The organism is Intrasporangium calvum, from assembly GCF_028446585.1.
Taxonomy (GTDB): Bacteria; Actinomycetota; Actinomycetes; order Actinomycetales; family Dermatophilaceae; genus Intrasporangium; species Intrasporangium calvum_A.
The window spans coordinates 12547-31478 of sequence record NZ_JAPFQL010000035.1 but is presented as its reverse complement, the minus strand read 5'-3'; the positions used below and the strand labels follow the sequence as shown (position 1 = coordinate 31478).

Here is an 18932-nt window from a genome sequence, read left to right as displayed (position 1 = left end):
CCCCGGCGTCGTGGCGCTTGACGGTGTGGACTTCGAGGTTCGTCCCGGGGAAGTCATGGCCCTCGTGGGCGAGAACGGAGCGGGCAAGAGCACCCTGTTGAAGATCCTTGCCGGCGCCGAGCACGCGGACGAGGGGACGATCGAAGTCGACGGTGCGCCCGTGCAGATGGCGCACCCTCGTGAGGCTCAGCGTCACGGCATCGCCGTCATCTACCAGGAGCTCAACCTGGCCGAGCATCTCTCGGTCGCGGAGAACATCTTCGTCGGGCGTGAGCCCCGAAACCGCCTCGGCGGCGTCGACTGGCGGCGCATGAACGCCCGCACCCGTGACCTGCTTCGCGACCTTCGGGTCGTTGCGAGGCCAGAGACGATCGTTGGCCGTCTCAACGTAGCCACCCGCCAGATGGTCGAGATCGCCAAGGCCCTGTCCATGGATGCCCGCGTCATCGTGATGGACGAGCCGACATCGTCACTGACGGAACAGGAAGTACAGACCCTGCTCCAACTCGTTCGAGAGCTTCGCTCGAAGGGGGTCTCCGTCATCTACGTCTCGCACCGCATGCGAGAGATCTTCGAGGTCTCGGATCGAATCACGGTCATGCGCGACGGGCGCCTGGTCGGCGTACGCGACGCCGCGGGCATCAAGGCGGATGAGATCGTCACCATGATGGTCGGTCGGGAACTGACAGACCTGTACGGCGGGGAGACCCGCGGAGCCGTGACTGCCGAGAGCCCCATCCTCACTGTCGAGGGCCTCAACGCCGGAGATCGCGTCAAGGACGTCTCGTTCTCGGTACGCCCTGGAGAGATCGTCGGCTTCGCCGGCCTCATCGGCGCCGGCCGAAGCGAGACGGCGCATGCCATCTTCGGATCGCTCCCTCGCACGTCAGGTACGGTGACCGTAGCCGGCGCCCCCATTGCGCCGAAGCATCCAGACGACGCGATCCGCCATGGCGTGGTGCTGGTCCCCGAAGACCGAAAACGGGAAGGTCTGTTCCTCGGGCTTCCGGTCCGCACGAACATCGCCTCACCCTCCCTGAAGAGACTCAGTCGCTGGGTGTTCGTCAAGGGCGGAGCCGAGGGTGCCTTGGCTCGGGAATCGGCAAAACGGCTCAACCTGCGTTCGTCCGCGGTTGACGTGCCGGTCCGCACGCTGAGCGGTGGCAACCAGCAGAAGGTCGTGCTGGCCCGTTGGCTTGCACTCAACCCGAAGGTTCTTCTCCTCGATGAGCCCACCCGCGGCGTGGATGTCGGCGCCAAGGCCGAGCTCTATCGAATCATTCGCTCCGTGGCCCGTGAGGGCGTGGGAGTCGTTGTCATCTCATCCGAGCTGCCTGAGGTTCTCGGGATCTGCGATCGGATCCTCGTCATGCGCGAGGGCAGGGTGGTCGGTGAGCTCGACGCCGCGACCGCCACAGAAGAAGCAGTCATGTCGCTCGCTACCGGAGTGTCGGAGGCCAAGAAATGATCAACCAGAAAGCACCCGAGGTGGCCGCGATCACCGCGAACAGCCCCTCGCCCGAGGAACACTCGCAGATGAAGGACCGGCTCAGGAGAATCTTCGGTGCGAGGGAAGCCGGGCTCGCCGCGGTGCTGCTGCTCCTCGTGCTCTTCCTGGCCTGGCGCTCGCCCTACTTCCTCACACAGAGCAACCTGACCGTGGTGAGCCGGCAGATCGCCCTTTCCCTGATCATCGCGATCGGCATGACCTTCGTCATCCTCGCGGGACAGATCGACCTGTCCGTCGGGTCCGTTGTCGCGTTGGTGAGTGTCCTCACCGGCATGTTCATGGTGAACCTGGGTCTGCCCATACCCGTGGCAATCCTCCTGGCACTGCTCGTCGGGTCGGCGGTGGGCGCGGTGAATGGAACCATCTTCGCCAACAGCAAGATTCCATCGTTCGTTGTCACACTCGGCATGCTGGCCGTCGCCCGTGGACTGGCCCTCGGGATCACCGAGGGAAGCACCATCTCGGGTCTTCCCGGCAGCTTCTTGACGATTGGCCAAGGCTCGTGGTTCGGCGTGCCGATCCCGGTCTGGATCGCGGCGGTGATCGCGCTCATTGCCCACACGGTCCTGACACGGACCATCTTCGGACGTCACGTCTACTTCCTAGGTTCGAACGAGGATGCAGCGGTGCTCTCCGGCATCAGGGTCCGGCGTGTCAAGATCGCGATCTTCACGATCGCGTCCACACTGGCTGCGCTCGAGGCTGTGATTGAGACCGCACGGCTCAGTGTCGGCCAGCCCTCGGCAGGCAGCGGCTACGAGCTCGCCGCGATCGGTGCGGTCGTGATCGGTGGGGCCAACCTCTTCGGAGGCGAGGGCAGCATCCTGGGCACCATCCTGGGAACCACGTTGCTCGCCCTCATCCAGAACGGTCTGATCCTGCTGGGCATCTCGGCGTACTGGCAGCAGGTCTTCAGCGGGGCCATCATCGTGCTCGCCGTCGGCCTCAACATGTGGCGAAGGCAGCGCGAGGGCAGTCTGTAGGTTTTCTAGCCCTGGAAGAACCCCCCCGCGAGATGGAGTCCATCATGCCCCCACGTCGTGCACTAGCCGAAGGCTTTGCGGAGTCCTTGGTCGACGACATCATTGCGGGCGTCTACCCTCCGAACTCGCCACTTCCCGGCGAACAAGACCTCGCGGACAAGTCCGGCTTGAGTCGGCTGACCGTGCGGGAGGCAGTCAAGTCCCTCGCCGCGAAGTCTGTCCTGCGCGTCGAGCAGGGGAGAAGGACCTTCGTCAACGATCCGAGCGAGTGGTCCCCCCTCGACCCGGTCCTCTTGGTGGCGCGGTCCTCTCACAACGCCGACCGCGTCACCCTGCCTCGCAAGCTCCTGGAAGCGCGCCGGGTCGTGGAAGTGGCTGTCGCGGGGTTTGCGGCCGCCCGTCGCCGGGACAGCCACCTGGAGCAGCTGCGCTCAACCATCGAAGCCATGGAGGCAGCGCACGCCTCCACAGAGGTCGAGGCGTTCGTGCAGGCAGACATCAGGTTCCACCAAGCCATCCTGGCGGCGGCGGACAACCCGTTCATAACCGCCCTCTTCCAGCCACTGGAACAGGTGCTGCTCATTGGACGGCGTCAGACGTCGGCCTTCCCGGAGGAACGGGTGCACGCCATCGAGAAGCATCGCGGGATCTATGAGGCCATCGCATCAGGTGATCCGGCAGCCGCTCAATCCGCGATGGCTGGTCACATGGCTCAGACGGAGGACGACTTCGACTCGTTCGTCGTCAAGCACGGGACCGTCCTCGACCTGCTCAACGAGCAGGAGCCCCCCCACGACCCCACGAAGAGGAGATGAACCCATGCAGTCCCCGCCTCCCCCGGCACGTCCTGACCTGGAGTTGCCCCGGCTCGGTCTCGGTGCGATGACCTTCGGTGACCAGGTCGACCTGGCTGGCGCGCGTGCGTTGGTCCAGCAGGCCTTGGAGTCGGGCGTGGTGATGATCGACACCGCCAACGTGTACGCCGGCGGACGCTCGGAACCGATGGTGGGCGAGGTGATCGCCGGGTTCCGGGACCGCTTGGTGCTGGCCACGAAGGTTGGCATCCCGACCGACGAAGGTGACCGGAGGCCCCTCGCGGCGGTGCGGATCCAGGCCGAACTCGAGAACAGCCTCCGACGATTAGGTACCGACCACATCGATCTCTACTACCTGCACCAGCCAGATCGCTCCACTCCAGTGGAGGAGACGCTGGCCGCCGTAGGCGATCTCATCACGCAAGGCAAGATCCGGGCCTGGGGGGTCTCCAACTTCGCCTCGTGGCAGATATCGGAGATGCGGCATGTCGCACAGGGGCTGGGGATCCCGCATCCCCTCTGCGCACAGCAGCAGTACAACCTCCTTTCCAGGCGTCTGGAAGACGAATACGCCGAGTTCGCCCGCACCGTCGGCCTCGGGACCGTCGTCTACAACCCGCTGGCCGGGGGCATGCTCACAGGTAAGCACCTGGGATCGGCCGAGCCCGCCGAAGGGCGTTTCGCTTCGGCCATGTACAAGGAGCGCTACTGGAACGCGCAGATCCACGCAGCTGTCCGGCGGCTTGCAGAACTGGCAGGGGAACTGGGCATCTCCCTCGTCCAGCTGGCCTTCAGGTGGTTGCTCGGTGGCACCGTCACGACCTCCGTCCTGCTGGGTGCCTCGCGACCTGAGCACCTAGCCGAAAACCTCGCGGCCGTCACCGACGAGCCGCTTCCTTCGCAGGCACTCGAAGTCTGCGACTCGGTATGGGCCGTGCTGCGAGGTGCGGCACCGGCCTACAACCGCTGACTAGAGCCATTCACAGAAAGGTAGGAAAACCATGAAAGTTCTGGTAACCGGAGCCCGCGGAAAGGTTGGGCGCGCAGCCGTGGAGGCACTCCTCGACGCTGGACACGAGGTCGTGGCCACCGACCTCATGCGTCCGTCCTTCGAGCGCAAGGGTCCCCGCGACGTGCCCTACACGATGGCCGATCTCACGGATGCCGGCGATGCGTTCGCCGTCACCCGAGGCGTCGACGCGGTCGTGCATTGCGCCGCCATCCCCGAGCCGACCGGCAACCCGCCGCACGTGGTGTTCCAGACGAACATCATGGCCAGCTTCAACATGATCGAGGCGGCAATCCGATTCGGCGTCAAGCGGTTCGTCAACATCTCCAGCGAGACCGTGCCTGGGTTCTTCTTCCCCGAGCGGGCGGACCTTCCGGACTACGCTCCGGTGGACGAGGAGCACGAGATCCGTCCTCAGGACCCCTACGCCCTGTCCAAGTGGTTCGGAGAGCTGATGATGGATGCCGCCGTCCGTCGCTCCGACATCAAGTGCATCTCCCTGCGCCCGAGCTGGGTCCAGTACGAGGAGAACTACGAGCAGAACCTGGGTCCCCAGGTCCGTGACGAGTCGGTCCTCTCGCCCAACCTGTGGAGCTACATCGACGTCTACGACATGGCGGACGCCATCGTCCTGGCCGTCGAGTCCGACCTGCCGGGTCACGACGTGTTCTACATCGCGTCGCCCGACAACGTCACGGGAAAGGACTTCGGCGAGCTGCTCCACAAGCACTACGGCGACAAGATCGAGCTCCGGCCCACTGACCGCGCTGACGCCTCAGGCATCTCCACGGCCAAGGCCCAGCGGGTGCTCGGCTACTCGCCCAAGCGATCCTGGAAGGACTACCTCGACGCTGAAGGCCACGCGAAGCCAGCAGCGAACTGACCGAATCGGCCCCACGAGAGGGGGCAGCGTCCGGGGTGGCCGCCGAAGAGCTCGCACGAGTGCGGCCGCCCCGCGCACGCCGGACCGAATGGCTAGACCAGCCGTCCGGAAACGAACCGTTGGATGAATGGAGACGGAAGTGGAACTTCCCAAGCGCCCGCTGGGTGGCACTGGAATGGACATCACGTCAGTCGGCTACGGGGCCTGGGCCATCGGCGGTGGTGGCTGGTCCTTCGGATGGGGGGACCAGCAGGACGACGAGTCCGTCGAGGCGATCCGGTACGTGCTGTCCCAGGGCGTCAACTGGATCGACACCGCCCCCGCCTATGGAATGGGCCACTCTGAAGAAGTCGTGGGACGCGCCATCAAGGACATCCCCGAGGACGAGCGGCCGTACGTCTTCACCAAATGCGGACTCCTGGTGCCCGAGGGGCGGCCATTCGACGACCCTGAGCGCATCGCAGACGCGGCTTCCCTACGCGCGGAAGTCGAGGACTCACTGCGCCGCCTTGGCGTCGACACTCTTGATCTGCTCCAGGTCCACTGGCCGTCTGGCGACGGCACACCGATCGAGGACTACTGGAGCACCCTCATCGCGCTCAAGGAGGAGGGGAAGGTCCGCGCGATCGGCCTGTCCAACCACGACGTCGAGGAGCTCCGACGCGCCGAGACGTTGGGCCACGTCGACACCCTGCAGCCCCCCTTCTCGCTCATCGCCCGCGAGGCCGCCTCAGAGCTGCTGCCGTGGTGCCGTGAGCACGGGACCGGGGTCATCGTCTACAGTCCGATGCAGTCCGGGCTACTGACCGGGGCTTTCTCGCCCGAGCGGATGGCTTCCTTGGACCCCGAGGACTGGCGTACCAAGGATCCGGAGTTCACCACCAACCTCGACAAGAATCTCGCATTCGTCGAGCGTCTCAAGGCTGTTGCTCAGCGCAGCGGCGTGACGCCCTCGGCGGTGGCGGTGGCTTGGGTCCTTGCATGGGATGGGGTTACGGGCGCCATTGTGGGGGCACGCCGACCCTCACAGGCAAGCGCGTGGCTTCCTGGCGCCACCCTGCAACTGTCGGAGGAGGACCTCGACGAGCTCAGCGGAGCGCTCAAGGACACCGGCGCGGGATCCGGGCCGACGCGGCCCTGAAACAGAGTTCGAGACCGAGCGGCGAGAGACCCAGCTAACCGCGGCAACCCCAACAGCCGGGGGATGGCCGGTAGGCCCCCCTCACCCTCGAGGAAGCGATGCTCCGCACTGGCGTTCTGTCCGGCCCTTGTGGCGTAGCGGCCCGCGTCAGAGGGTTCAGCGCGGTCTCGACCACGCACAAGGCGGAAACGATTGCGGACCGCATGGCTCCGATCAGCGGCGACTCGCACCGGGCGGCGTCGACGGACAGTGTCGAATTTGTGCGGAAGTTCCGCGCTCGGCAATGTCCCTGCAGATCAGGTACCCGTGAGCCTCGGGCTGTAAATCCGTCGCGAAAGCTACGAAGGTTCGAATCCTTCACCTGCCACCCAGTGCTCAGAAGGGCCCCTGACCAGCGGAAACGCCGGTCGGGGGCCCTTCTGCTCGGTCACCTGGGTCATGGCCACCGCACCGGAGTCGAACTCCATCGATCGATCTCGCATCCGGCGGAGCGCGCTTGGCGGGCACGGCCGGTCGCGCCGCGGTTAGGGTCGCGGGATGAGCTTGGAATGGGAACAGGTGGTCGTTCACTCGCTCGACCCGGAACGGCTGGGGCAGTGGTGGGCCGAGGCACTGGGCTGGGTCGTCGTGTACCGGTCGGCGGACGAGTTCGAGATCAGGCCGGCGCCGGACCGCAAGCCGGGGCTGGACTTCGTCCGGATCGAGGAGGAGAAGAAGGCGAAGAGCCGACTGCACCTCGACTTCCGGCCGGACGACCAGGACGCGGAGGTCGAGCGGCTGTTGGCCCACGGTGCGCGGCGCGTCGATGTGGGCCAGGGGGACGCCCGTTGGGTGGTCCTCGCGGATCCAGAGGGCAATGAGTTCTGCGTGCTCTCGGCCCCGTGAGGCGCGCGGGCCTCCACCGACGCGGTCAGCTCTTCTTCAGTTCCTCGGCCAGCATCACGATGATGCCACTGGGCCCGCGGACGTAGGTCAGCCTGTAGACGTCGCGGTAGGTGGCGACACCGCGCAGCGGATGGCAGCCGTGCCGCGCGGCCGTCTCGAGGGCGTCGTCGAGGTCGTCGACCGAGAAGGCGACCCGGTGCATGCCGATCTCGTTGGGCAGGGTCGGCGTCGTCTCGATCGCGTTCGGGTGGATGTACTCGAAGAGCTCCAGTCGCCCGTTGCCGTCGGGCGTCTGGAGCATGGCGATCCGGGCATGGTTGCCGTCGAGGCCGACGGCGGTGTCGGTCCACTCGCCACTGACGGTGTCCCGGCCGATGACGCTGAGTCCGAGGTCGGTGAAGAAGGCGATTGTCGCGTCGAGGTCGCGGACGGCGATGCCGACGTTCTCGAGCTTGATGGGCATGGCCTGCACGTTACGGCGAGCGCCTGCCGAGGGCCATGCATGGCACGCGGCCCCCGCGTCACCAGCGCGTCCGGACCTCCTCGGCAGAGCCGAAGATGTCAGCGATGGTGATCCACAGCCCGTTCTCGTCGCGCACCCGCCCCGACCAGGTCCCGAAGAACTGCTTCGTCGTGGACGGTCCCACCTTGACGTCAGGGCCCGCAGTACGGGCGTGCTCGGGCGTGAACGTCAGCTCGACGGCGTCACCCTGCACGCGCCACGGGGCGAAGCCGTCGTCAGGTGAGTGCTCCCAGGTCAGCTCCTCGCTCAGCTTGCTCAGCCGACCGTCGACGACCAGGCCGTTGGGGGCGGACCCCGTGCCGTCGCTCCACCGGCCGCCGACGTGGAAGCCGACGGCCCGACCGTCGGACACACCCGAGCCGGTGCCGGACGTCCAGGCCAAGGCCCGCGGCCAGCGCCCGCGCCCGTGGTCGTGCGTGGCCCAGGAGGTCCCAGCCGGAAAGGGCTCAGGCCGGCCGTCGATGTAGACCGTGCCCTCGGCAGGTCGGGCCGCGTCCTTGACGGTGTAGAGGAACCTCCTGCGGCTCCACGGCACGACGACGCCCAGGCACTCGTGCCGCTCGGGCCGATGGGCGACGATGTCGACCCGGATCCGTTCCCCCACGGCGCGCAGGCGGGTGCCGCCCTCGACCTCGTCGATGTCGATCCGGACGGGCAGAGTTCGCGCACGCACGGACCCCCGGCCCAAGGTGCCGGGGAGCGCAGCAGAGCCACCGAGCACACCTACGGAGTCGTGGGTGATCTCCTCCCCGGAACGGCGGTCCAGCAGCCAGATCCCCTGCAGAGACGCGTAGTCCACGTCAGAGACGGAGAGGCCGACGACGTGGGTCGCCGTCACGACCGTCCACTGCTCCCAGCGGCGCGAGCGACCCCAGGCGCGGGGTCCGCGACCGATGCCGTCGGTGACGACGAGCGGGGTGCGGGTCCAGCCCACGGCGGCGTCGTTGAGGTGCCCGTCGGGGAGCGTGAGGAGCACAGGAGAGGTGATCTCGCGCTCTGGCAGCGGGCGGGACGGGATGGCTTGTGGGAGGGAGGCGTCAGCCACGGAGGAACTCTATTTCGCCCGGTTCGTCCGCCCGCGGGCGGCCCACCGGAAGGGTCTCAGGCAGGGGCAGGCGCCAAGGTCGGGGCGACCGCCGAGCCCAGTCCGGGGACGTCCGTGCCGGGCAGGTGCCCACACGCAGGGTCCTCGGCCAGGGGGTCACCGAAGGCGGCGTAGGCCCGGGCGCGAGAGCCGCCGCACAGGTCGGCGTACTCGCACACCCCGCACCGGCCGGAGAAGCGTGCCGCGCGGATGTCCCGGAGCAGCGGGGTGTCGCGGTAGATCTCGGCGAGCGGCCGCTCCTTGACCGAGCCGAGCGGCAACGGCAGGAACCCCGCCGGGGTCACCTCGCCGTCGTAGGCGACGAAGACGATCCCCTTGCCGTCCCGTGTCCGAGCCGTCTGGGCCCGCACGCGCGCGGCCGGCTCGCCCATCAGCTCGGTGAGCCGCCCGGACAGCTGTTGGTAGGTCGCCGTCTCGGGCGGTGCCACGCCGTCCTGCCGCCAGGCGACGACCCGGCGGAAGAAGGGGGCCTCGACCGTGCGGACGATGAAGCCGTGCTGGCTGGCGTCGTAGAGGAAGTGGCAGACGTCCTCGTGCTCCTCGGGGCTGATCGCGCCCTCGGCGACGCCGCGCCCGACGTGGACGAGGAAGAAGACCTCCCAGATGTGGGCGCCGGCGTCGGAGATGAGCTTGGCGACATCGGCGAGCTCGGTGAGGTTGCTCTTCATGACGGTCGTGTTGATCTGGACGGTGAGGCCGGCGTCGGACAGGGCCCGGATCGCGGGGATCGTGTCGGCGAAGTGCCCGGGGATGCCGCGAACGCCGTCGTGCGTCGCCGCACACGCCCCGTCGAGGCTGATGGACACGGCGTTGATGCCGGAGTCGACCATTCGGGCGATCGTGGCGGGCGTGAGCTGCGGGGTCACCGAGGGCGACAGCGCAGTCGGGATCCCCTTGGCGCGCGAGGCCTCGACCAGCTCCCAGATGTCCGGCCGCAGCAGGCAGTCGCCGCCCGTCAGGACGAGGATCGGGTAGGGCCGGCCGAACCCGGCGACCTGCTCGATGAGGTCCAGGCCCTGCTCGTGGGTCAGCTCGCCCGGGAGGGCGCCGGCCATGGCGTTGGCCCGGCAGTGCTTGCAGGCCAGCTGGCAGGCCCGCGTGACCTCCCAGAAGACGAGCATCGGCCGCTGGTCGAAGTTGACCTTGCTGGGCGCGGTGGGGCTGTGCGGAGACATGGGGCTCGTGGCCTCCTCGTGTCGGCAGATCGTTCCCTGTCCTACTACGACGAAGTGTAGTACTACAGGATCTCGCCGCTGTCCCCTCTGGGCGAGATGCTGGCCACAGCACGTGCAACCCGATCACTCACCGCCGAGCCGAGGACGTCGCGCCCGCTCGAGGTGACGTTCGCACGGAGCGAGCCCAGCGGCATACGGGCCAGGCAGTTGTCGTATGCCGCTGGGCTCGCTTGCGCGCGAAGGCGGCGGCGCGCTCCGGCTGGGGGCACCCGGGACGTGAGGCGCACCCGCCTCCAGGGGGAAGGACGGGTGCGCACTTCTCAATGTAGGAGCGGCGTGGCAGGACCCGAGGCACTTTGCCGCCGATGTCGAGAATCTTGACGGTCCCTTAACGCCGACGGGCCTGGCGAGGGGGCCTGGGGGTCCTAGCGTCGAAGTGTGTCGCCGAAGGTACCCAGCGGCCCCTCCGGGCTGAGGCCGGGATGAGTCCCCTCCTGCTCATCACGTCAGTGATCGTCATTTCCGGCCTCAGCTCGGCGCTCACGCTCCATCTGCGCAAGGTCGAGCTGCACCGCGGGGCCTCCCCGACGGTGGTCGCCGGCGTGACGGCCTTCAACGTCGTCCTGTTCAGCCTGCTCGCCCTCGCCATCGTGTGAGGACGCCGCACTTCACGGCTCGAAGCGGTAGCCGAGCCCCGGCTCCGTGATGAGGTGCCGGGGCGCGCCGGGCTGCTCCTCGAGCTTGCGTCGCAGCTGCGCCATGTAGACGCGCAGGTAGTTCGTCTCGTCACGGTAGGACGGGCCCCACACCTCGCGGAGCAGCTCACGGCCGGGCACCAGCCGCCCGGGGGAGCGGGCCAGTGCCTCGAGGACGTGCCACTCGGTCGGCGTCAGGCGGACCTCGACCCCGTGCCGGAGCACGCGCTTCGCCCGCAGGTCGATGGTCAGGGTCGCGGTCTCGACCGTGGCGAGGTCCTCGGCCGGCGCTGCGCGGCGGACCGCGGCGCGCACCCGAGCGAGCAGCTCCTCGATGCCGAACGGCTTCGTCACGTAGTCGTCGGCGCCCGCGTCGAGGGCGGCGACCTTGGTCGCCTCGCTGTCGCGTGCCGACAGGATGATGACCGGCACGCTGCTCCGGCGACGCAGCGTCGAGACGACGTCGACTCCGTCCATGTCGGGCAGGCCGAGGTCGAGGACGACGAGGTCGGGATCGACACTGGCGGCGACCTCGAGAGCCGTGGCGCCGTCGGCCGCGGTGTGCACCTCGTACTTGCGGGCCTGCAGGTTGATGGCGAGCGTCCGGCGGAGACGGTCGTCGTCCTCGACGATGAGCACGCGGTTCACGGCGCCTCCGCCAGCTCGATGCGCATGGTCAAGCCGCCCCCGGGCGTGGCCTCGGGAGTGATCGTGCCGCCCATCGCCTCGACCAGGCCCCGCGCGATGGCCAGACCCAGGCCCAGGCCGCCCGGGGTCGTGTCGTCGAGCCGTTGGAACGGCGCGAACATGTGCTCCCACCGGGTCGGCGACGCCCCCGGCCCGTGGTCGACCACGCTGAGGGAGATCACCCCTGAGTCCGCTGCCCCGGAGCGGGTGACCCGCACCTCCGGGTGGTGGTCGGCCGGGGTGAAGCGTCGGGCGTTGTCGAGCAGGTTGGCCAGGGCACGCTCGAGCAGGGGGCCGTCGGCGAGGACCTCCGGCACCGGGTCGGGCACGCGCACGGTGACCGACGGCCCGACCCACCCGGCAAGCACCCGGTCGATGACCTCGTCGACCGGCACCGGCCGGGAGTGCACGGACAGCGCTCCCACTTGGATCCTGCTCATCGCGAGCAGGTCGTCGACGAGCTGTGCGAGCCGGTCGGCTCCGTCCTCGATGGCGGCCAGCAGCTCCGCCTCCTCGGCCGGCTGCCACTCGACGTCCTCCTGCCGCAGGCCGGAGGCGGCCGCCTTGATCCCCGCGATCGGGGTCCGCAGGTCGTGGCTGACCGCGGTGAGCAGGGCCGACCGGACCCGGTCCGTCTCGGCCAGCTGCTCGGCTCGGGCCGCCTCCCGGGCCGTCGCGAGGCGACCGTGCTCGGCGCGCGCCCGGTCACGGGCCCCGGCCTCCACGACGACGCTGACGATCACGGCGACCAGCACGAAGACGACCAGGTCGACGAAGGCCTGCGGTTGCTCGACGGTCAACGTGGCGTAGGGCGGGGTGTGGAACCAGTTCGCGGCGAAGAAGCCGCCCACGCCGGCCAGGACTCCGGGCAGCAGACCGCCGACGACGGCGATGATGACCACGGCGAGGAGATAGACGAGCAGGATGCTCTCTCCTCGGCCCGGGAGGCCAGCGGCCACGGTCGCCAGGGTGAGCAGCGGCAGGCCGACGACGCAGAGCCCCAGGCCCATGAGCTGTCGCCGTCGGGGCAGCGCGGTGGCCGGCCCCGACTCGCGGCGCCTCAGGACGTCCACCGCAGCTGCCCACCGCTCCACGCGTTCAGGCTGCCACACCGGGTCGCCCGTCCCGCGCAGAAGCGCTCAGGCCCAGTCCCGAGCATCGTCGAGAGCGAGCAACGTCGTGCCGGCGACCTCGGCCGGGTGCGTGTAGAGGTTGTTGTGCGACCCCCCGAGAACCGCGGTGCGCACCCGCGCCGACCGGCCCGCGGCCTTGGCGAGCTGAGCCAGCCACGCGCGCGGCGCGTAGGCGTCGTGGACCCCGGCGACGACCGTGAGCGGGGCCGCCAGCTCCCTGACGTTGCGCTCGGGGGTGTCGCGCAGACCGCTCCGGATCAGCCGCACCAGGTCGAGCCGAGCGCGGGCCACCTCCCGGAGGTCGATCTCCGCGGGTGAGTCACTCCGGTAGGCGAAGGGCGTCGCCGCGAGCAGCCGGGGGAGGCGCCGGTGCTCCGGACAGAACGTCGGGCCCGCCATGACGAGCGCGAGTGCACGACGGTGGGACTGCAGGGTGAGCGCCGTCCAGAGCGCCGCCTGGGCACCGGTCGAGTGGCCGAGGACGACGACGGGCCGATCCGGGGCCGTGCGCAGCACCCACTCCGCGGCGACGGAGGCGATCGAGAAGAGCTCCGGCTCAGCAGTCCGCGGCTGGGCTGACCCGAAACCCGGCACGTCGAGCACCGCGCACTCGACACCCTCGGCCGCGACGTCGGCGGCCGTCGGAAGGGTGTAGCCGACCAGCCCGAGGCCCGGAAGCACCACCACGAGCCCGTCAGCGACCCCACGGGAGCCACGTGGGAGGTGATGCAGCGAGCGGACGACCACCGACCCGACCCGAGTTCGTCGCTCGTCGCCGCCGGCTGTCCTCGTCATGGTGCGGCGAGCCTAACCCCGCCGACGGCCCACGGCACGCGCCCGCGCGGAGCCAGCTCAGCGGCATACGGCATGCTGGGCGGGTGAAGGGTGGCGATGGGGGCGCACGGCCCCGGGCGCGAGACCTCGGACTGACCTTCGGCGCGGACGAGACCGGACGGCGCAACGCGATCACCGACGTCTCCGCCGTCACCGTCGGGCACCACACGGTCAGGGACGACGCCGCGGGAGTCCACTCCGGAGTCACGGCGATCAGCCACCCGTCCCTCGGCGCCGGCACCGCGCTGCCCTCCGGGCTGTTCGTCGGCAACGGCTACGGCAAGCTCGTCGGCGCCACGCAGGTCATGGAGCTCGGCGTGCTCGAGACCCCCGTGCTGCTGACGTCGACGCTCTCGACCTTCCGAGCTGCCGACGCCCTCGTCAGCTGGGTCCTGGAGCACCACCCGGGACCGCCGACGAGCATCAACCCCGTCGTGGGTGAGATCAACGACTCGTGGCTGTCCTCGACCGTGCCGCGCGCCGTCACCGCCGAGCACGTCGACGCCGCGCTCCGCGATGCCAGCGGAGGGCCCGTCGCCATGGGCAACGTCGGTGGGGGAGCAGGAGCCTGCGCCCTGGGCTTCAAGGGCGGCATCGGGAGCGCCTCGCGGGTGCTCCGGGGCCCCGTCGAAGGAACCGTCGGCGTCCTCGTCCAGGCCAACATGGGCGGGACGCTCCGGGTCGGCGGCCGGCTCGTGCGGCCGACCGAGCTCGGCCTGGATCCGGCTGGCCCCGGGACCGTCGAGGCCGGGTCCTGCGTCATCGTGGCCGCAGTCGACGTGGCCTGTGCTGCCGCCGACCTCACGCGCCTGGCGCGACGCCTCGTCTACGCGCTCGGCCGGGTCGGGGCCCGCTTCAGCCACGGGAGCGGGGACTACGGCCTGGCCTTCTCCGTCGTCCCCGGACTGCCCCGGGAGCCGCTCCGGCCGGACGCCCTCAGCCACCTCTTCGAGGCGGCCATGGACTGCGTGGAAGAGGCCGTCGTCGACGCCCTCCTCGCCGCCGACACGGTCCGGACCCCAGCCGGCCGGGTGGCGCACGCGCTGCCGGCTGACGCCGTCCGTCCTTGACGCGGTGCGCTGACTCGAGGACGCGCCGACGGTCCCGATCGGCCCACGTTCCCGGCCCCCCGGTGTGACCATGGAGACGTGGAGACCGTCGAGATCCGGGCCGAACCGCTCGAGGCGCTCGCGGAACTGCTGGAGCCCGATCGTGCCGCGACGTTCCTGAGCGCCGCCGCGCAGGCGCGCGAGGCCCTCGCGGGACGAGTCGTGTGGAACATCAACTCGACCGCCTCCGGTGGCGGGGTGGCCGAGATGCTCCAGACGCTGCTCGCCTACGCCCGGGGCGCCGAGGTGGACACCCGCTGGCTCGTCCTCGAGGGGGACGCGCAGTTCTTCGAGATCACCAAGGCGCTGCACAACGCGCTCCACGGATCGCTCGTCGGACGCACCGGGTTCGATGGGACCGACCGGGCACACTACGAGCGCATCATGCAGGCCAACCTCGCGCAGCTCCAGGGGACGATCCGGGCGGGCGATGTCGTGCTCCTCCACGACCCGCAGACGGCGGGCCTGGCCGCCGGCCTCACAGAGCTCGGCGCCCGCGTCGTCTGGCGCTGCCACATCGGCCGCGACGAGGGCAACGACGTCACCGACCTGGCCTGGGCCTTCCTGCGCGAGCACATCCTCGCGGCCGACGCCTTCGTGTTCTCCCGGGCCAGCTACATCCCTGACTGGGTGCCCGCCGACCGCGCCGTGGTGATCCAGCCCTCGATCGACCCCTTCTCGACGAAGAACGCCGCCATCGCAGCCGCCGAGGTCAGCCGGATCCTCCTCGAGGTCGGCCTCGTCCACAACGGCGACCCGCACGAGGCCGTGGAGTTCGACCGTCGCGCGGGCAGCCGCGGCGTCCTGCGCCGCCACGCCGACCTGGTCTCCAACGGTCCACCGCCGATCTCCGCCCCACTCGTCGTCCAGGTGAGCCGGTGGGATCGCCTCAAGGACATGCCAGGAGTGCTGGCCGGCTTCGCCGAGCACGTCGCCCCGTCCGTGCCGGATGCGCACCTCGTCCTCGCCGGCCCCGACGTCTCCGGCGTCACCGACGATCCGGAGGGGGCCGAGGTCTACGCCGAGTGCCGGCAACTCTGGCGGGCGCTGCCCGACGACGTGCGCGACCGGTGTCACCTCGCCTCGCTCCCCATGGACGACGTGGACGAGAACGCCCTCATCGTCAACGCCCTCCAGCGCCACGCTGCCGTCGTCGTCCAGAAGAGCCTCGTCGAGGGCTTCGGGCTGACCCTGACCGAGGCGATGTGGAAGGCACGCCCGGTCGTCGCCAGCGCGGTCGGCGGTCTGCAGGACCAGCTGACCGACGGTGACGAGGGCTTCCTGCTGGCCGATGCCCGGGACATCGTGACCTTCGGAAAGCTGGTGCGGCGGCTGCTCGACGAGCCGGAGCTGGGCGACACCATGGGTCGACGCGGACAGGTACGCGTGCGCCGGGACTTCCTCGGCGACCGGCACCTCGTGCAGTGGGTCCGGCTGCTCCGCAGCCTCGACGCCTGAGGCGGTTCAGGCGCTCGCCGGTGACGGCCCGAGCCGGGTGACCCTGCCGACCACGCCGGAGCCCGCCGACGGCTCGACGATGTCGAGCCGTTCCAGGAGGAAGAGCAGGGCCGTGGCGAAGTCGTTGCTCGCCGTGTCCCGCCGGACGACGTCCCAGTCCACCTGCTCACGCAGGGCGCGCGCCACCGGGATGTGCACGGCGAAGTCGCAGTAGTGCTCCGTCAGGGCGTTGAGGCGGTGCACGAGGAGGTCGGTGGCGGGCATCACCGGCATCTCGATGGAGAGCACCCGCAGCGGAGTGGCCCTCTCGACGACGCTGTGATCGGCGAACGAACCAGCCGGCCGGAAGATGATGTCCACCAGCGCGTCGTCGACGAAGACCTTGAACAGCCAGTCCTCGGGCGGTTGGACGACCTGCAGCCCCTGGTCGGCCAGCGACTGGGCCACCGCTGCGGCGTCCTCCTTGGCGATGAGGAAGTCGGCGTCATGGTTCGGTTCGGGCCCACCGCGCGCCCACACCCCGTAGCCGCCGATGAGCGCGAAGGGGCGGCCGGTGTGCTTCAAGGCCACGGCGACGGTCTTGAGCGCCTCGCGCAGGTCGTGCTGGTCAGGTTCACCCATGCACCGCCTCTACCCCGTTCGGCCGGGTCCGTCGCCGTGCATCCGCCGATCAAGTGGGGAACGCCCGCCCCGTCGGGTAACTGCACCTACATGCGAGTCGCCACGTTCAACATCCTCAACGGACGCGTACCCGCCGACCAGCATGTCGACCCCATGGGCCTGGCTGACGCGGTGAAGAGCCTGGACGCCGACATCCTGGCCATGCAGGAGGTGGACCAGAACCAGCATCGCTCGGGTTTCTCCGACCTGACCTCAGTCGCCGCGGAGGCGATGGACGCCCCGCACCACCGGTTCGTCGCCGCGATCCACGGGAGTCCCGGGGCCACCTGGGTGGCGTCCACGGGTGACGAGCAACCGGACTCCGCAGCCTACGGTGTGGCGCTCCTCTCGCGCTACCCGGTGAAGGGCTGGCAGGTGATCCGACTCGAACCGGTGCCGTTCCGCGTGCCCATGCGGTTCAAGGGGCGCAGGCGCCCCTACCTGGTCACCGACGAGCCGAGAGTCGCTGTCGTCGCCACCATCGACTCGCCGCTGGGCGAGTGCACCGTCGTGGCCACGCACCTGTCCTTCATCTCGTGGTGGAACGGTCGCCAGCTCCATCAGGTCGTGCGGGGCACGGTCGACTCCCACGAGCCCGTCATCCTGATGGGGGACCTCAACATGGGCCCGGACCGGGCGGCCCGCGCCACCGGGATGCGCTCGGCGGCCAGCCACCCGACCTATCCGGTGGAGGGCCCGCGCGAGCAGATCGACCACATCCTCGTCCGCGGCCCGCTCACGACGACCGACAGCGGGGCGCCGGCGCTGCCGATCTCCGACCACCGGGCCCTGTGGGCCGACGTGCGCTGACGACGCTGCGCGTGGCCGGGCCCGCTGCCGCCGCCGGCGTCGTGCGCTCTACCGGGGGCTCGGTCCGGAGTCGCGCCTGCTGCGGTTCTCCGCGGTCGTCCTCAGCCCTGCCGCGGAGTGATCGGCAGCTGCCCAGCGAGGCCGACGGAGCGCTCGAAGGCGCCGGCGACCGCGAGCAGGTCCCCCTCCGAGCCCGGTCGGCCGACGAGCTGCACCCCGACGGGCAGACCCTCGTCGGACAGGCCGCACGGCAGGGCGACGACGGGGCAGGCGGTCAGGGTGAGGACGAACGTGATCGCGATCCAGTCGACGTAGGTGCGTTGTTCCACGCCATCGACCTCGCGGGGCCACGTCCAGTCCACCGGGAAGGGGTTGAGCGGCGCCGACGGCACGACGAGGATGTCGTGCTCGCCGAAGAAGTCGATCGTCCGATGGATCAGCTCGCCGCGAGTGCGTTCGGCGGCCTGGACGGCGGCGACAGGCTGGTCGCGGCCCAGCTCGATGTTGCGGACGATGTCGTCCTTGATGCGGTCCCGGTCGGTGTCGAGCAGGTGACCGTTGATCGTCGCCAGGAGCTGGGCTCGCAGGGCCTGGAACGCGTCGAGGGCGCCGGTGAGGTCGGGGCAGGCCTCGGTGACCTCCGCCCCGAGGTCGCTGAAGTGCCGCAGCGCGCCCGCGGTCACCTCACGCACGTCGCGCTCCACGGGCAGCAGCCCCAGGTCGGGGGAGTAGGCGACGCGCAGCCGCGGCGGCAGCTCGCCGAGCCGGTCGACGAACGGCCGGGCGGGGGACTCGTGGGTCAGCGGGTCGTGACGATCCGGCCCCGCGAGGGCGTCGAGCAGCAGCGCCACATCGGCGACGTTGCGGGCCATCGGCCCCTCGACCCACAGCGCGTCCCACGGCACGGGTGGCCGTTTGCGGGGCACGAGGCCCGGCGTGGGCCGCACCCCGACGACGCCGTTGTAGCCGGCAGGGGTCCGCAGGCTGCCGCCGAGGTCGTTGCCGGTGGCGAGCCAGGCGCTGCCGGAGGCGAGCGCCGCCGCCGACCCCCCGGAGGATCCGCCGGCGGTGCGCCCGGTGTGCCAGGGGTTTCGGGTCGCGCCCCAGACCGTGTTGTAGGTGTGGCCCCCGGCGAACTCAGGGACGTTCGTCTTGGCGTAGGGGACGCCGCCGTGGCTCTCCACGCGCCGCACCATCGCGTCGGACTCGGGCGCGACGGCGTGGCGCAGGATGGGCGAGCCGCTCGTCGTGAGCTGACCGGCGACGTCGTTGTAGTCCTTGATCGCCACCGGCAGGCCGGCGAGCCAGCCGCGATCTGTGGGGGTGGGGCGCTCGCGCTCGAGCCGCCGCGCCGCGGCGCGGGCGGCGTCGAAGAAGCGGATCGGCAGCGCGTTGACGGCGTCGTCCGTCGCCGTGACGTGCTCCTCCAGCGCGTCGAGCACCTCGGTGGGGGAGATGTCCCCGGAGCGCAGCAGCGCGACGACCTCGGTGGCGGTGGAGCGGATCAGGTCCGGCAT

At 69.9% G+C, this 18932-nt stretch carries 19 protein-coding genes; 11 read left to right on the top strand and 8 right to left on the bottom strand.

The genetic code is table 11. From position 1 onward, the window contains the following. The 7 genes from OO014_RS09655 to OO014_RS09625 all read left to right on the top strand — a co-directional run. Positions 1–1468 (top strand): sugar ABC transporter ATP-binding protein (locus OO014_RS09655; RefSeq protein ID WP_272462097.1); only part of this gene is annotated, 1468 nt, incomplete at its 5' end. Positions 1469–1488: 20 nt separating this feature from the next. Next, positions 1489–2493 (top strand): ABC transporter permease, encoded by a 1005-nt coding sequence (locus OO014_RS09650; protein ID WP_272462096.1) that lies wholly within the window; start codon positions 1489–1491, stop codon positions 2491–2493. Positions 2494–2525: 32 nt separating this feature from the next. Beyond that, positions 2526–3308 carry a FadR/GntR family transcriptional regulator gene (locus OO014_RS09645; protein WP_272462095.1) on the top strand — a complete coding sequence of 261 codons (783 nt, stop codon included), beginning with the start codon at positions 2526–2528 and terminating at the stop codon, positions 3306–3308. A gap of 4 nt (positions 3309–3312) precedes the next feature. Next, complete coding sequence (locus OO014_RS09640; protein WP_272462094.1) at positions 3313–4278, top strand: aldo/keto reductase; 966 nt, start codon at positions 3313–3315, stop codon at positions 4276–4278. A 31-nt stretch (positions 4279–4309) separates the two neighbouring features. Further along, positions 4310–5200 (top strand): NAD-dependent epimerase/dehydratase family protein, encoded by an 891-nt coding sequence (locus OO014_RS09635; RefSeq protein ID WP_272462093.1) that lies wholly within the window; start codon positions 4310–4312, stop codon positions 5198–5200. A gap of 175 nt (positions 5201–5375) precedes the next feature. Then, positions 5376–6341 carry an aldo/keto reductase gene (locus OO014_RS09630; RefSeq protein ID WP_272462092.1) on the top strand — a complete coding sequence of 322 codons (966 nt, stop codon included), beginning with the start codon at positions 5376–5378 and terminating at the stop codon, positions 6339–6341. Between the two features lie 537 nt (positions 6342–6878). Further along, complete coding sequence (locus OO014_RS09625) at positions 6879–7226, top strand: VOC family protein (RefSeq protein ID WP_272462091.1); 348 nt, start codon at positions 6879–6881, stop codon at positions 7224–7226. A 25-nt stretch (positions 7227–7251) separates the two neighbouring features. Here the strand turns inward: OO014_RS09625 and OO014_RS09620 are convergent, their stop codons facing one another. From OO014_RS09620 to OO014_RS09610, 3 genes are read right to left on the bottom strand one after another with little or no spacing between them, the layout of a single operon-like run. Continuing rightward, a complete protein-coding gene (locus OO014_RS09620) occupies positions 7252–7689 on the bottom strand; it encodes a VOC family protein (protein WP_272462090.1) in 438 nt (145 codons plus the stop codon). A gap of 58 nt (positions 7690–7747) precedes the next feature. Beyond that, positions 7748–8794 carry a DUF2804 domain-containing protein gene (locus OO014_RS09615; protein WP_272462089.1) on the bottom strand — a complete coding sequence of 349 codons (1047 nt, stop codon included), beginning with the start codon at positions 8792–8794 and terminating at the stop codon, positions 7748–7750. A gap of 56 nt (positions 8795–8850) precedes the next feature. Then, positions 8851–10029, bottom strand: coding sequence for a TIGR04053 family radical SAM/SPASM domain-containing protein (locus OO014_RS09610; RefSeq protein ID WP_272462088.1), 1179 nt, complete (start codon positions 10027–10029; stop codon positions 8851–8853). A gap of 482 nt (positions 10030–10511) precedes the next feature. On the opposite strand from OO014_RS09610, the gene OO014_RS09605 reads away from it, so the two are divergent. Then, entirely contained in the window at positions 10512–10685 is a 174-nt protein-coding gene (locus OO014_RS09605; RefSeq protein WP_272462087.1) for a hypothetical protein, read from the top strand. Between the two features lie 12 nt (positions 10686–10697). On the opposite strand, the gene OO014_RS09600 is transcribed toward OO014_RS09605, so the two are convergent. The 3 genes from OO014_RS09600 to OO014_RS09590 are packed head-to-tail and all read right to left on the bottom strand — an operon-like array spanning position 10698 to position 13339. Continuing rightward, positions 10698–11372, bottom strand: coding sequence for a response regulator (locus OO014_RS09600; protein ID WP_272462086.1), 675 nt, complete (start codon positions 11370–11372; stop codon positions 10698–10700). After that, positions 11369–12505 carry a sensor histidine kinase gene (locus OO014_RS09595; RefSeq protein ID WP_272462085.1) on the bottom strand — a complete coding sequence of 379 codons (1137 nt, stop codon included), beginning with the start codon at positions 12503–12505 and terminating at the stop codon, positions 11369–11371. The genes OO014_RS09600 and OO014_RS09595 overlap by 4 nt, the downstream gene beginning before the upstream one ends. Before the next feature lie 45 nt (positions 12506–12550). Then, entirely contained in the window at positions 12551–13339 is a 789-nt protein-coding gene (locus tag OO014_RS09590; protein ID WP_272462084.1) for an alpha/beta fold hydrolase, read from the bottom strand. 83 nt (positions 13340–13422) lie between these two features. Between OO014_RS09590 and OO014_RS09585 the strand changes: the two genes are divergently transcribed. Further along, positions 13423–14448, top strand: a complete 1026-nt coding sequence (locus OO014_RS09585) for a P1 family peptidase (RefSeq protein WP_272462083.1) — start codon at positions 13423–13425, stop codon at positions 14446–14448. A 78-nt stretch (positions 14449–14526) separates the two neighbouring features. Further along, a complete protein-coding gene (locus OO014_RS09580) occupies positions 14527–15945 on the top strand; it encodes a glycosyltransferase (protein WP_272462082.1) in 1419 nt (472 codons plus the stop codon). Positions 15946–15951: 6 nt separating this feature from the next. On the opposite strand, the gene OO014_RS09575 is transcribed toward OO014_RS09580, so the two are convergent. Beyond that, on the bottom strand, positions 15952–16566 hold the full coding sequence (locus OO014_RS09575) for a nucleotidyltransferase family protein (RefSeq protein WP_272462081.1): 615 nt from the start codon (positions 16564–16566) through the stop codon (positions 15952–15954). 90 nt (positions 16567–16656) lie between these two features. Between OO014_RS09575 and OO014_RS09570 the strand changes: the two genes are divergently transcribed. Continuing rightward, on the top strand, positions 16657–17415 hold the full coding sequence (locus tag OO014_RS09570) for an endonuclease/exonuclease/phosphatase family protein (RefSeq protein ID WP_272462080.1): 759 nt from the start codon (positions 16657–16659) through the stop codon (positions 17413–17415). Between the two features lie 101 nt (positions 17416–17516). On the opposite strand, the gene OO014_RS09565 is transcribed toward OO014_RS09570, so the two are convergent. After that, positions 17517–18932 (bottom strand): amidase, encoded by a 1416-nt coding sequence (locus OO014_RS09565; RefSeq protein ID WP_272462079.1) that lies wholly within the window; start codon positions 18930–18932, stop codon positions 17517–17519.

Excerpts from the sequence above, each read along its gene's own strand:
- OO014_RS09645 (WP_272462095.1), top strand. The coding sequence starts at position 2,526 with ATGGAGTCCATCATGCCCCCACGTCGTGCACTAGCCGAAGGCTTTGCG.
- OO014_RS09640 (WP_272462094.1), top strand. The coding sequence starts at position 3,313 with ATGCAGTCCCCGCCTCCCCCGGCACGTCCTGACCTGGAGTTGCCCCGG.
- OO014_RS09635 (WP_272462093.1), top strand. The coding sequence starts at position 4,310 with ATGAAAGTTCTGGTAACCGGAGCCCGCGGAAAGGTTGGGCGCGCAGCC.
- OO014_RS09630 (WP_272462092.1), top strand. The coding sequence starts at position 5,376 with ATGGACATCACGTCAGTCGGCTACGGGGCCTGGGCCATCGGCGGTGGT.
- OO014_RS09625 (WP_272462091.1), top strand. The coding sequence starts at position 6,879 with ATGAGCTTGGAATGGGAACAGGTGGTCGTTCACTCGCTCGACCCGGAA.
- OO014_RS09620 (WP_272462090.1), bottom strand. The coding sequence starts at position 7,689 with ATGCCCATCAAGCTCGAGAACGTCGGCATCGCCGTCCGCGACCTCGAC.
- OO014_RS09610 (WP_272462088.1), bottom strand. The coding sequence starts at position 10,029 with ATGTCTCCGCACAGCCCCACCGCGCCCAGCAAGGTCAACTTCGACCAG.
- OO014_RS09605 (WP_272462087.1), top strand. The coding sequence starts at position 10,512 with ATGAGTCCCCTCCTGCTCATCACGTCAGTGATCGTCATTTCCGGCCTC.
- OO014_RS09590 (WP_272462084.1), bottom strand. The coding sequence starts at position 13,339 with ATGACGAGGACAGCCGGCGGCGACGAGCGACGAACTCGGGTCGGGTCG.
- OO014_RS09575 (WP_272462081.1), bottom strand. The coding sequence starts at position 16,566 with ATGGGTGAACCTGACCAGCACGACCTGCGCGAGGCGCTCAAGACCGTC.
- OO014_RS09570 (WP_272462080.1), top strand. The coding sequence starts at position 16,657 with ATGCGAGTCGCCACGTTCAACATCCTCAACGGACGCGTACCCGCCGAC.
- OO014_RS09565 (WP_272462079.1), bottom strand. The coding sequence starts at position 18,932 with ATGCCGGACCTGATCCGCTCCACCGCCACCGAGGTCGTCGCGCTGCTG.